We start from the raw sequence: 13688 nt of genomic DNA, 5'->3' as shown, positions 1-13688 counted from the left end.
CTTCAAACATATTAATGGCGAAAACCCTTTTTGAGTTCATGCTTTTGAATTACAAATATATAATTTAATCCTAATAGTTTGCTGCACAGTATCCGTCTACTACGCAGTAATTATAATGACCTCTTCTTCCGTATTGCTATTTACTTATTTCCCTTACTAAGTATCTTTTCGCAAAACCATCTACGTTTTTGCATTTACACCCAAATGCCTTGTTAAACAATCTGGCCCTTTAAAAGAGTACCATGAGTAACATGATTGGAATTTTTAAACATCTTTTTCCTTTTTAACTATTAGCTTTAGCTAAAAAAGAAGAAGCTTTAACCCAAGCTTCTTCTTTTATGAACCAAACCTCTGAACACGACCGTTAAAGACATTCGCCCAATATCCAGAAGTCATATCTACAAAAGCTACTCCTGTACTTGATTGCGCTCCAATAAACTGACCATCACCAGCGTAAATCCCAACATGACCGTCAATCTTATAAGTATCAAAAAATACAAGATCACCTGGCTTCATTTCGCTAGGTGGTACACTTTGTCCCATATGTTTTAACGTATCTGTCGTAACCGAATGTAACGGTCCCACCTCTACACCAACCTGATTAAAAGCCCAATGAATGAAGCTTGAACAATCAAAACGTCCAACGGCTATATCACTTTGATTTCTCCCACCACCAAACACATACGTTGAGCTACCAATCCATTTTGTACCAACTTGAACTAGCTCATTTGTAACACCACTCGGTAGATAATCAAAATCGAGGGCCACAAATCCATCTACATAACGATCAGCATAGGAAAGAACATCATCGACATACCAGCTTGCACGATTATAAGCAAACACGGCTCCTTCAAAATCTCCGGTAGCGGCGCCATTCGCTGCTAAATAATTGGCTGCTGAAAAGATCGCATCCTCAAGATCCCATGGATCAGCCATGCCGTTCCCAGACGCATCAACTCCATATCCTCCATACTTTTCAATCATGGCCGGATCTGTTTTTACATGATCAGGTATATTTCCTGCCCCTAGACCACTACAACTTGGATGGTTCCACCCTACCCACGTACAAGGCATGAACTGGGTGTGACCTTCTGCTCCTACAGGTGACTGCATCGGATCTAGGGTAGAAAAAACAGTTTCTACTCGGTGTATGGCTGCTAGAAGATTCCATGGCACACCATATTCTTGTTCAGCCGCTTGATAAATCGGGATAAATTCAGCTGGGATTTCATTTTCTCCAATTTCAGACAAAGCCCCTCCCCAATAGCCATCATATCCTTGATCTTCCGGACTTGTACTGAAAAAAATCACAAAAGCGTACAGAGCAATCATCATGAAAAGGACGAGAAATACAACGGCAATTCCACCTAATACATAAGGATTGAAAAGCGTGGTAGCTCCACCCTTAACAGCAGCTTTTTTGACAAGTATTTTCCCTACTTGCTTACCAACTTCTTTCGTTTTAGATGGCTTATTTTCCTGGGGTTCTTGATCGTTAAAGTCATGTTGACTCATCAATCCTCACCTCCGTTACTAACCACCCACGTTCTTCATTCTGTGTTAAAGCTACATGATACCAACTTTCATCTTCTCTTTTATTTCCTTCAACATCGGTTATTTCACCTTGAATCATAACGACCCATGCAACATTACCGGTCCCTCTATGATGAGCCGATTCCATTAAAGATGTTTCGATTACTTCAGCTTTCACTCTCGCCAATGTACTTCTTGATTGCTCTTGATTCCGTCTTTCACGAGAATACATGGGATCCGTCATAAATTCTCTGCTATTCTCAATGTGGCCCATCGGATCCACTTCATCATAAGCGTAAAAAGCTTCCGCAAAGTCTTGAGCAACTTGTTTTGCTTCTTCTTCGTCTTTTTCATCTGTTGGGGGAGATGGTTCAGAAGAAGTGACACCTTTTTCTGAACCTTCGCTATCTCCATTGGAAACCTCTCCCCACTCAAGGTCAGTCTCTTCTGCTGTTGTTTCAAGTGACTCATTGCTCCCTCTTTCATATAAAGCACCAGTGATCCACCAAATAGAAACCGCACCGAACGAAAACAAGGAGAAGAGCAAAACAAACAATTTTTTTCGATCGCCTGAATTTTCAAAATTCCATCCAAACATTTACTCCCCTCCTATCTTTTTTTACGGTTCCTTTCGTTAATTTGTTGCTGAGCTTCCCATTGCGTAATATGCTTATCCCTTTTCTCATTTGAATATCTACTAACTGTATTTTTAGAAGTTCGTGAAAGGACATCTTCTTTGTGATCTTCATTTCTCTCTACTCGTTTTGTCACACTTTTTCGATCAGAGGTTGTTTCAGTTGAAACGATTTCTTTGCGATTCATCCTATTATTTTCATTCTCTATCTTTGTTGTGTTTTCGACTTGATTTCGATTAGCTACCGAATTCACATTCTTCTTACTTTCTGTATTCGTACGTTCTTTTCGGTCAAGAACGTGGGCTTTTCTATCCTCTTTCACTAAGTTATCTTGAACTTCGTTCGTTTTTACATGCTGTGTATTTTTTGTTCGTATATCCTGTTGCGTTTCGGTCTGCGCTTCTTGCTCAATCTTCTGACCTTGTTTTGGGAGTACTGTTTGCTTTTCCCCTTTTACATCACGCTTTGCTAATGTACCTTTTGATAGTCCAGATTGGGTACGCTGATAATCCTTAGTAGCAGCCATTTCATTTTGACCACTAGCCCGAAGTCGTTCATCCGGTTTTTGTTGACCAGCATTCCGCTCTTTCATACGGTCAACCTCTGCTCTTTTTTCTTTGTTACTTAATCCTTTTAAATGATTAGGTTGAAGACCCAATTCTTCTGCTTTTTTCTCGAACTCCCGACCTGTCATTTCTTTAGCCATAGCTTGACCTTCAGCCATTTGACGTTGATATGGTTGATTTGTAGCCTTTTCATGACGTTTTGTCTTAGATTCTTCTTTCTTCTTCCGCCGTTCAGCTAAGTCATCTTTTGAGTAAACACCAACACCTGGTCGTTCTTTTAAAGCCTCTATACGGCCCTTAATACCGGTTGCTCGTCTTTTTAATCCATATGCTCTTGTTCCTGCAGTTACCGCACCGCCTTTATGACCTAATAAGTTCCTCATAGAGCGGTTCTGCATAGCATTTTGTACTTTCCTTCTGTAATGATTCAATTGTTGCCCAGTATTACCCTCAGAGCTCATAACACCGCCACTCGCTTGCGTAATAAGACCGAATAGGTCTCTTCTCTTCATCCAAATGCCAACAAAACAAAGAATTTGAATGACCATCATAAGCAAGTAACCGACTTGGCTATCATCAGCTGCTTGATACAATATAGTCGAAACGGTAAATAAAATCGTCAATAGTAGCGCGATACCAATTTTCATCAGCTGCGCATGAATAACTTTTAATACCCAGTTCGTAGCTGCCGTCTGCATACTTGGAATCATACCTAAAAGTAACGGAACCGGCGCAAACAATACTAATACAAGGAAAAGAATTTGATACATGATAATCATGCAAGAAATAATGAGTAACATCCCACCTATTAATAGATTTGAAATACCTATTAATGGTAAAAACAATAAACGATCAACAAGACCACCAGCCGTCATCATGGTATTATCGTGTTGCTCTACTTCACGATTTACATATTCTTCTCTTTCCTCGGAATATGGACTAACAGATAATAGATTATGGACTCTGCCTTCTCCTGTAGCTTCTATATCAGAACGACTTGAAGTACCATATTGCATTAATAAATAGGGACGCTCCACTAAAATATCATGCATTTGATTTCTCATAGCCGCAATGCCTTCTCCCTGAGAATAGCTTAATCCAGGTGAAACGATACTGGAAACTGAGGAAAGAATAGAGTTTTGCAAATCAGCTGACGCATCATTGATCATCGTTAATATCCTGTCGGCATTAGCGAAAAAACCCAATGCACAGACAAAAATAACAAAAGATGAAAGAATGCCTGATAACGCTCTAGAAGATTCTCGTTTCACAATTCCAACATAAGCGGCCCATGTGCCGACTAACACTAAAATGAAAAGCACTAAAGCTCCCCATACACCGCCATCTTGAAAGCCATTATCAAAACCAGCGATTGAACGGACCGATTCAGATATAATTGAAACCACACTTCCAACGAAGTCTAACGTAAAAGCCTGTTCAACCACATTCATCACAAAGAAAACCCATATAATATTGATCATTATTCTTCTAGTTCTGCAATGATATTTCTATAATCAGTTGTCTCGTCTGGGGGAGCCTGTTCTTCCTCAATTACTGTTTCATTTGTACCTTTTGTATCATCTAATCCGCAAGCTGATAGCACACTCGCTAATACAACAATCAAAAACAATTTATGAATCTGCATGTAAGTTAACACCTTCTTGTTATTACGAACTGCCACTATACTCGTATTTTTTACTTCAATATTATTTTCATGCATCCATTACAGTCTTTAAAACTAAAGAAGTATTTTAAAAGCTTATTTATTGTAATGAAATCTTACGAGAAGCGATACATGTGTACAACAAGTTGATATGATGAAATTACCAAAACAAACAGCCTTAGGAGGAATGAACATGTCAGCTAAACTGAAAAACCCAGGAATGTTTACATTAGTGGCTTTAACATTCACCATTTTCTTTTCGTAATAATTCCTCAATATACTTATCATTAAAGGAACCTAGTCTTTTTTTGACTAGGTTCTCTTATTATTTATTCACTTATCTTTTCGAGGATAAAACCTGGTACCTGTCCTTCTTTTAATGTTTCAAACTCTGGATAACTAGATTGCTTATAAAAATAGCCTATAATATAGTCACCGCGGTGGTCGCCACCTGATTGCCTGAGTAGTTCCTCTAGTTGCTTATTGTCCTCAACCTTAATGACGTTATCTTGGCCGGCAAAGTTATGCTCTAAATGATAAGAATAGACCATATCATACATATCCCTATTTTGTTCATTTTTTATTACATAGGCATAGCTGATATCCTCTGGAGTTTGTCTAGCTTGAGTGATCATTCCTTTTTCCTCAAGCCAATCTTCAATAAGTGTATATGACTTTTTCCAACTTAGACTAAGCCACTTATTTTCCTTGAATTCATATTTGATTTCCGATGACCAATAACGATCGTCGTTAAGATCCTCAATTGATTGATCTGCTACATCTTGTTGTAACAATAGATGAAATTCAATTATGTCTTCACGTTCCGTTATAGTCACTTGCTTACCTGTTCGGTAAGAGTCGATCGTAATCCTATTCAGATTCGATAGATCCTTCACTTGTAAAATAGGGTTTTGTTTATTCTTATACTCTTCCGTTTCAATAATCGCTCTGTACAGTTTTTGGTATGGTTCAATCGGCATTTGATAATAACGAACAATTTGATCCCCGTTCTTCATATCATACCGAATGGCTACCGAGTTGGTTCGATCGGCCGTTGTTTGAAGTTGTTCTTTCTCTAGGATGATTTGTTCATGTAACTTCACAATGTTTTCAATTGTCTCTGCCTCTTCAAAGTAATAGCTCGCCTCAATATAATTGACTCGTTCCATCATTGAATCATGAGACTGAACAGGGTCTGGATCCAAGATGTAAAAAATCGAGTCACCAAAATACACTCCTTGCACTTCATCGACATTCGGTACTTTTTTCTCAAAACCTAAAATATCGATTTGGAAAGACATACCTAATATCGTAATGATAACAGCGTAGACAACATACCCTTTCCACTTGTCAAAAACTCTCCATGTTTTCTCTAAGATCATTGTAGCTACAATATAACCAAGAATGGATGCTGTAATGTACCCAAATAGAATCCATCCTAGTCCCGCTTCATAGCTTGAAAAATAGATTCCCCCAACTAACATGGAACAAAATGTTACACCAAATTTAAAAATGGGACGTAATTTCTCAAAAGCAATCGCTTGCGTTGCCGATTCTGACTGTCTCTTTTTATAAACGAGTAAGGCACAAAGATAAAACAAAAGACTAATCACAATGTAAGAAGTTACTTCTATATAAGTTAATGGGTGCTGGTCTAATTGAGTCATCCGGATAAACGGAATCATTCGTTCAAACTGTTGAGTGAGATAGTAATGTGATGTGAAACCAAATAAATAAAATTCGAGATTAGATAGGAACAAAACAGTCACTCCAACAGGAAAAACAAACAGAATGTACGTAAACGCACCTTGTAAAAGCGACATCCCCGTAAACATAGCAACAAATACCCCAGCTAAAAAGACAAATACGCTAAAAAGAATCATCACCCCTCCCCACTGAAATATGGTTGCAAAAGTCAGAAGTTCTGTATAAGGGAGAAATTGACCTAAAACTAGTAAACTAACTCCTGTTACTAAAATAGGAGCGAGCAATATAAGTATGCCAATTACAACATGCTGATTTAGAAGATGTCCTCTAGTGATAGGTAAGCTATGAATAAAATCACTTGCTAGTTTTACATGTATATAACGAAATAGAAAAATGGCTAACAGTACTGGAAAAATAAACGTCATCATTATCTGAAATTCACTTGAGATTGCAAATAAACTTTCTGGAACTTGTGATTGTCGATATGGATCCTGATTTGTGTAGAGCATCAAAAGCTGAAGAGGAAGTGCAAACAATAAACAAAGCATATATCCTACACTAACCCAACCAACATTTCGCAGGTCTTGAGTAAAGAGTCCGCGATTAAACAATGATGTTTTCAATTTCATAGCCAACATCCCTCATTTCATATATAAATATTTCCTCTAACGTTAATGGAAGGATATCAAAGATAGCCGGCTTAAAAGCACGCACATGATTTGTAATCTCCTCGACTTTTCCTCTGACAATATAAAGATGTACACTTCCCCTTACTTCTTTATATAAAACAGGCAGTTTCTTTAAAAAGGATGGAGGTACCTCTTGTTTGAATGCCACTTGAATTTTATGAACATCTGATTTTAAATCATCCAAATCTTTCTCAATAATCATTTTTCCATCATGCATGATTCCGACATTATCACAAACATCTTCTACCTCTCTAAGATTGTGAGAGGAGATCAAGATCGTCATTTCCCTTTCTGCTACGTCTTGAATCAGGAGGTTCTTGATTTTCTTTCGCATAACAGCATCTAAGCCATCTAATGGTTCATCTAAGATTAGAACATCTGGCATCGTGGAAAGCGTTAACCAAAATGCTACTTGACGCTGCATCCCTTTTGAGAGACGGTGAATCTTTTTCTTAGGGTCAATTTGAAAAACATTTTGTAAAGCAACAAATCTTTCTTCACTCCATAACGAATACATCGATTGATAAAACTGTGCTGCCTGTTGAATAGTTGTATTCGGGTAAAAAAACAACGAATCTGCTAAGAAAATCATCTTTTGCTTCCTATGTACATTTTCAAAGACTGGCTCATTGTTTATACGAACCTCACCTGTGTCAGGCTTGTATATACCGGCGAGCATTTTCAGCAACGTTGTTTTCCCAGCACCATTTGAACCTAGTAAGCCAAAAATGGATCCTTTTTCAACACTAAGGGTAATTCCATCGACAGCCAAACTACCATCAAATTCTTTACAAAGATTATTTGCCTTAATCAACTTCACTCTCTCCTTTCGTTGATTGCTCAGCAACCTTCATTAGCTCGAGTATTTCTTCTTTATCGATGCCAAGATACAGAGCTTCAGATAATAATTTCAATAACTCTTCTTTCATCTTTGTCACCTTCTCTTCATTTGTCGTTGTTGCTTGTGGTGCAACAAACTTTCCTTTTCCCGGAATGGAATAAATATATCCTTGATGTTCCAGTTCACGGTAAGCTTTTTGAATCGTATTAGGGTTTACGGTTAATTCCTGTGCTAGAACTCGTACAGAAGGTAATTGTTGGTCTGGCTGATACACTTCATGAATGATAAGTTCTTTTAACTTTTCCACTAATTGCTCATAAATTGGGACTCTACTTCTGATGTCTAATTGAAACATATAATCCTCCTTTCAACACTAAATAACTGTATTAACTGTACTATAAATAATAATACGGTTAATACAGTGTTGGCAAGACTTTTTTAAAAAAATAATCAATTCGTTATTGTCATTATTCACATGACAAGATCAACAGGCACCGTAAACAAATCCTCAGACCTCGTCTTATAAATATTGCCGAATAAAAGTTCTTCTCCTTCATATTAATTACTATACTCGGGGTATAACTTTGACGATAAAAGGAGGAGCTTATGGCGATAAAACCACCAGCATTACAAAGTGGAGACACAATTGGCTTGGTTACTCCAGGAAGTCCTCTTGATGCAAATATTATTAACGCTAGAATCCAAACGTTAATGAATATGGGATTTAACATCGCGTATGGTCGTTATATGTATTCTTTTGATGGGATTGTCTCTGCTCCAGCTCCACAAAGAGCAGAAGATATTATGACTATGTTTCAAAATCCTCAAGTTAAATTGATTTTAGCAACCCGCGGAGGGACTGGTGTACAAACACTCCTGCCTTTTTTAGACTATGACATCATCAGACAAAACCCTAAAATTATATCAGGCTATAGTGATATTACTGTCCTTTTAAATACTTTGTATCAATCTTCTGATTTAATTACGTTCCACAGTTTGATGCTTGGTGACTTTCGACCAGACACGCCTACTTATAATTTCAATCAATTTTTTGAAGCAACTTCAACGGGAGTTTCACCGAGAGTGATTCAGAATCCACCAAACTTCCCACAAGTGAGCTTAGTCCCAGGAAATGTAACCGCTCCTATCATTGGCGGAAATATGACCTCTCTTGTAAATACGCTTGGAACTCCTTATGAAATCGACACGAAGGGTAAGATTCTTTTCTTAGAAGAGGTAAACTCCCCTACCACGATGATTTATCGGTACCTCGCTCAATTACAAATGGCAGGAAAATTTCAGGATTGTCTTGGGATTATCATGGGAGAGTGCACCAACTGCCTCGTTTCTTGGGGAACGACTTACCAGCAATTGATTAATCAGTTTTTAGTTCCATTAAGAAAGCCACTTATGATCAATCTTTCTACAGGACACGGACTGTATAAAGCAACAATTCCAATTGGTGCAACTGTAAACTTGAATACAACCGAGAACCGCTTAACTGTCGTGGAACCGACTGTCTCTTTTGTATGACTTATCTTGTCCATCAATTCAGCAAACTCCTTTTTAGGCTGAACTACGTTTGCTATAAATAGAAGACTAGTGACTTTAACCGGATCAGTTTTTGATCTTCTCCAGTCACTAGTCTCTTTTCTTTGCCCCTCCTTTTCTACAATATCTTCCTTCTTTTCAAGTACAAGCAGCGAATGCTATATCTAACAAATGGAAACCGTATTAATGGACGGACAAGCAAACACCTTTATCAAATTCATTATTTTACTAAGAAAATAATGAATCTTTTTCAAAAAACTTTGACAACCTAATAAAATTCATGTATATTACCAAATGGGCGAACGATTTGAAAAGTGAGCCAACACAATATTCGTGTTTAGGAGTGTGCAACATGGAAAATGTATTTGATTACGAAGATATCCAATTGATTCCCGCAAAGTGTGTAGTAAACAGCAGATCTGAGTGTGATACGAGCATTACACTAGGTGGACATACATTCAAGTTGCCTGTAGTGCCTGCAAATATGCAAACAATTATTGATGAAAAAATCGCAATTTTCTTAGCAGAGAATGGTTACTTCTATATAATGCATCGTTTTGAACCAGAAAAACGAATTAACTTTATTAAAGATATGCAGTCAAAAGGACTTTTCTCCTCAATCAGTGTAGGAGTTAAAACTGAAGAATATGATTTCATTGAGCAACTAGTTGCTGAACAGCTCTGTCCTAATTACATTACAATCGATATAGCTCATGGCCATTCCAATGCTGTTATTGAAATGATTCAACATATTAAAAAACATTTACCAAATAGTTTTGTCATCGCTGGAAATGTCGGTACTCCAGAAGCAGTTAGAGAATTAGAAAATGCTGGTGCTGACGCAACAAAGGTTGGAATCGGCCCAGGGAAAGTTTGTATTACGAAGATTAAAACCGGTTTTGGAACTGGCGGTTGGCAGTTAGCTGCCTTACGTTGGTGTGCAAAAGCTGCTAGCAAACCAATTATTGCTGACGGTGGTATTCGTACACATGGTGATATTGCTAAGTCCATTCGATTTGGTGCTTCAATGGTTATGATTGGCTCTTTATTCGCGGGTCATGAAGAATCTCCAGGTGAAACGGTTGAAAAAGACGGAAAGCTTTTCAAGGAATACTTCGGATCTGCTTCGGAATTCCAAAAAGGTGAGAAGAAAAATGTTGAAGGGAAGAAAATGCTCGTTCAACACAAAGGTTCTTTACAAGATACATTAGTGGAAATGGAGCAAGACCTTCAATCATCAATTTCTTACGCTGGCGGAAAGAAATTAGACTCGATTCGAAACGTAGACTACGTTGTCGTGAAAAATTCGATCTTTAACGGTGATAAAGTATATTAATTAATTACGCCCCCTTTCAGACTGAAAGGGGGCTCTATTTGGAACTTAAAAAAGCCTCTACTTATAGAGGCTTTAAAAAATAAACATCACAGCAACATATAATCCTGTCGTAATGGCAGCTGCAATTAAAGCTGGTTTTAATTTGTATTTGGCATATTCCATCACTGATAAACCTAATATTTTTGCTATTGTATTAGTATCATCACTTAGTGGCGAAGAAAATGCCCCAAACGATCCACTTGCAAATACTGCCCCTATCACTAATGGTAAAGACACTTCACTTACCATTGCAAGTGATACACCAAGTGGCATTAAAATCCCCATGTCCCCAAGCTGAGCCAATAAAATAAGAGACAGCTGCCCCAAACACAAATATAAGCGGCGCAATAAACGCTTGTGGAATCCAACCAGTATGGGCAACAATAAAACTTGAAAAACCTAAGTCATCTGTAATTGATGAAAGTCCCCAAACAACAGATAAAAGCAAAATAACAGACATTAACTCATTGCCACCTGCTATGAAACCTGAGATTAACTCTTCTAACTTAAAACGTTGAAATAGGTACATCGCAAAAGAAATTAATACGGTAATTAACAGACCAATAACCATTGCATCTAAGACTTCCGCTTTTATAAACGCCTCTAAGAAACCAAATCCTTGTACGTGCCCATCCCACCATGTCAAAAATAAGGTGAGTGCAATGACAAGAACGAGAGGCAATAAAAGATTGAGCGGTTTTATTGGCAATTCTTTCGAAACGGACGGATGACAATCATGCCAATCCTCTTCCTCTTCAACCGTTTCTTCTTCAATCTGCATTGGAGCATTCGACTTCTTTTTAGAATGGTGAAAGAAGCTCAAATAGACACCTAATACAATCATAACTATGGAAAAAAAGTTAAAAGGAATGCTTTGAATAAACAATGAATACGGATCTATCTCCAGCCCTTGATTCTCAGTTGCAATTTGAATAATCGAAACCATATATCCAACGAATGCTGTAGCTACTGGAATCAATACAATAACTGGAGTTGCCGTCGTCTCTATTACAAAACCAAGCTCCGCAGTAGTCATCTTCACTTTTTTTAACAATGCTCTCATAATCGGGGCAATTGTAACAAACCTGAATGTAGGAGAAGCAAATGTTCCGATTGTAGAGACATATGTTAAAAGCAAAGCTTGCTTTCTTGTCTGAATTCTCTCTGCTGCTTTTTCAACAAAGCCTCTAATCCCCCTGTCATTTTAATCATGCCGACAAGTCCAGAAAAGGCGTACAGAAATACAATAATTTTAATATTGTTTGGATCAATAAGTGCTTGTACAACATAAATAAACATCGTTTGGATCCCACCGATAATTGTAGGCTCAAGCAAGTAAGATCCAACTAACAAACCTAGAAAAAGAGCCGGAAGTACTTGTTTCGTATATATAGCTACGGGGATCACGACTAAAAACGGAATGATCGATAGCCAGCTTGCTTCCATTACCATCACCTACCTTCAGATCTCAACGAATTAATAAAACCCTTCTTTGTTAGCATGTGATGGAGCTCCAATATTATACTTTCGCTTTGCTTTCGCTCATTTAGTCTAGTCTATTGCATAATCATTCTTTACATCATTTGGTATTGAAATGACCCAATTCCGATAATAACTGGATGAAATAATGACCACCAAATATATTAACGGCAAAACGAACCAGCTTCGAACTTTCAATACACCTTTTTTAATTAAGATAAAATCAACTATTAAAAATGAGAAAAACAATTTAGCTTTAGATAACATTCGGTTGCTTTTGAACGTCCAAAAGGTTAAAGCTGAAACGAAATACCCAATGAAAGGAGCTACTTTAAAATGCTGCTTCCACGATAAATTTTTCGCCCCATACCTAATTTCCCCAAGTAACGCTAATACAAAAATAATATTCATCCAAGTCATTTGAATCATGTTATAGAATGAAATATTTAAAATTGTTTCGTTCCCTTTAGTTAACTTACGGCTCCAATAATCATTTAATAGAAAGGATAAGAAAATAAAACTAAACGTATAGGTTGTTTTCCACCACTTATTTTGATACACAGCTAATTTAGTAAAAATCCGTTCAATCAGTACAAAATAAGAGCTAAATAACAACTTCGCCTTCCAACCAAACCCAAATACAGTTATGAATAAGGCCGTTATAGGAACATAAAAGAACTGTGACATGATCGAGCCAGCAATATTATCGATCTCTTTCTGGTTCGAGAATTTGGGTTTATATACATACCCTTTAAACAATGTAACAACTAAATAATCTAAGCAATAGGCAAAGCCTGTAAAATTAAATAAAAGAACGATATCCCTTTTTCGATTATTGCTTTTATAAAATGTATAGCCAAGCATGAATATATGGATCAATCCTAAGATCAGAAATGGAATCTTATTAGGTTTCCTACGAAGTTTCATCTGAAGTCACTTCCATTTAGCATTTTGTTTTAGTATTAGTCTCTTAATGATAAAATAATCGAAATCAAAAATTGGAAAAAACGTCTGGAATCGCTTTAAAATGGAGCATAGCAAGAGGGATAGTTCGACTTTCATCCACCAAGATTTCAAAAATTCCCTTTTACTGTGACGAACATCACATTATAATCTGAATAGATCGATTATTCTAAACAAGAAGACATGTTAGATACTAAGGAGAGTGAAGGTAATGAGTTATAATACGATTCTTGTAGCTGTAGATGGTTCAAATGAAGCGAAGCGCGCTCTACATAGAGCCATTGATCTTGCCAAAAATGATGAAGCAAAGCTTGTTATTTCTTATGTAATTGATAATCGCACAACGGGCACCCTTGAATATTATGATCGCACCTTTACAGAAAGAACAGAAGCACATGGAAAAGCCCTACTTGACGAATCTCAAACACTTGCATTAGAAGCAGGTGTGAAAGAAGTTGTAACAGACCTTGGTTACGGCTCGCCACGAGCGAAAATTCCTAAAGAAATCGCTGAAAAACACTCAGTTGACTTAATTGTAGCTGGAGCAACAGGATTAAATACCGTTGAGAGATTTTTAATGGGAAGTGTTTCAGAAGGTATCGTTAGAAGGGCTAAATGCGATGTCATTATTGTTCGAAATGAATAGAAAGAACTAGAAACAAGGTTTAAGTATGAGCACTTAAACC

At 37.3% G+C, this 13688-nt stretch carries 11 protein-coding genes and 1 pseudogene; 3 read left to right on the top strand and 9 right to left on the bottom strand.

Annotated elements, in window-relative coordinates; translation table 11 throughout:
- Nucleotides 1–336: 336 nt before the first annotated feature.
- From BkAM31D_RS06530 to BkAM31D_RS06505, 7 genes are all read right to left on the bottom strand, one after another.
- Nucleotides 337–1515 carry a C40 family peptidase gene (locus BkAM31D_RS06530; protein ID WP_084372182.1) on the bottom strand — a complete coding sequence of 393 codons (1179 nt, stop codon included), beginning with the start codon at nucleotides 1513–1515 and terminating at the stop codon, nucleotides 337–339.
- Nucleotides 1502–2131: a hypothetical protein gene (locus tag BkAM31D_RS06525; RefSeq protein WP_066154425.1), complete on the bottom strand. Its 630-nt coding sequence runs from the start codon at nucleotides 2129–2131 to the stop codon at nucleotides 1502–1504. The genes BkAM31D_RS06530 and BkAM31D_RS06525 overlap by 14 nt, the downstream gene beginning before the upstream one ends.
- An 11-nt stretch (nucleotides 2132–2142) precedes the next feature.
- On the bottom strand, nucleotides 2143–4185 hold the full coding sequence (locus tag BkAM31D_RS06520) for a CD3337/EF1877 family mobilome membrane protein (protein ID WP_169801108.1): 2043 nt from the start codon (nucleotides 4183–4185) through the stop codon (nucleotides 2143–2145).
- Nucleotides 4186–4214: 29 nt separating this feature from the next.
- Nucleotides 4215–4379: a hypothetical protein gene (locus BkAM31D_RS23480; protein WP_157076810.1), complete on the bottom strand. Its 165-nt coding sequence runs from the start codon at nucleotides 4377–4379 to the stop codon at nucleotides 4215–4217.
- A 347-nt stretch (nucleotides 4380–4726) separates the two neighbouring features.
- A complete protein-coding gene (locus BkAM31D_RS06515) occupies nucleotides 4727–6733 on the bottom strand; it encodes a DUF6449 domain-containing protein (protein ID WP_066154420.1) in 2007 nt (668 codons plus the stop codon).
- On the bottom strand, nucleotides 6708–7607 hold the full coding sequence (locus tag BkAM31D_RS06510) for an ABC transporter ATP-binding protein (RefSeq protein ID WP_066154417.1): 900 nt from the start codon (nucleotides 7605–7607) through the stop codon (nucleotides 6708–6710). Before BkAM31D_RS06510 ends, BkAM31D_RS06515 begins: the two co-directional genes overlap by 26 nt.
- The gene (locus BkAM31D_RS06505; protein WP_066154414.1) at nucleotides 7600–7989 is read right to left on the bottom strand and encodes a GntR family transcriptional regulator; all 390 of its coding nucleotides are present in this window, start codon (nucleotides 7987–7989) and stop codon (nucleotides 7600–7602) included. Before BkAM31D_RS06505 ends, BkAM31D_RS06510 begins: the two co-directional genes overlap by 8 nt.
- Nucleotides 7990–8240: 251 nt before the next feature.
- On the opposite strand from BkAM31D_RS06505, the gene BkAM31D_RS06500 reads away from it, so the two are divergent.
- Both BkAM31D_RS06500 and guaC read left to right on the top strand, forming a co-directional pair.
- Nucleotides 8241–9167 (top strand): S66 peptidase family protein, encoded by a 927-nt coding sequence (locus BkAM31D_RS06500; protein ID WP_066154411.1) that lies wholly within the window; start codon nucleotides 8241–8243, stop codon nucleotides 9165–9167.
- Between the two features lie 370 nt (nucleotides 9168–9537).
- Complete coding sequence (gene guaC, locus BkAM31D_RS06495; RefSeq protein ID WP_066154408.1) at nucleotides 9538–10521, top strand: GMP reductase; 984 nt, start codon at nucleotides 9538–9540, stop codon at nucleotides 10519–10521.
- Nucleotides 10522–10593: 72 nt separating this feature from the next.
- Here guaC and BkAM31D_RS06490 read toward each other — a convergent pair.
- Both BkAM31D_RS06490 and BkAM31D_RS06485 read right to left on the bottom strand, forming a co-directional pair.
- A pseudogene (locus BkAM31D_RS06490) lies at nucleotides 10594–12006 on the bottom strand (Na+/H+ antiporter NhaC family protein).
- 105 nt (nucleotides 12007–12111) lie between these two features.
- Nucleotides 12112–12966, bottom strand: coding sequence for a hypothetical protein (locus tag BkAM31D_RS06485; RefSeq protein ID WP_066154404.1), 855 nt, complete (start codon nucleotides 12964–12966; stop codon nucleotides 12112–12114).
- 247 nt (nucleotides 12967–13213) lie between these two features.
- Here BkAM31D_RS06485 and BkAM31D_RS06480 point away from each other — a divergent pair, with 247 nt between their 5' ends.
- Complete coding sequence (locus BkAM31D_RS06480; protein WP_066154401.1) at nucleotides 13214–13648, top strand: universal stress protein; 435 nt, start codon at nucleotides 13214–13216, stop codon at nucleotides 13646–13648.
- The last annotated feature ends 40 nt before the right edge of the window (nucleotides 13649–13688 follow it).

This window comes from Halalkalibacter krulwichiae (genome assembly GCF_002109385.1).
GTDB classification, from domain to species: domain Bacteria; phylum Bacillota; class Bacilli; order Bacillales; family Bacillaceae_D; genus Halalkalibacter; species Halalkalibacter krulwichiae.
This window is presented reverse-complemented; position numbering and strand designations above follow the sequence as displayed.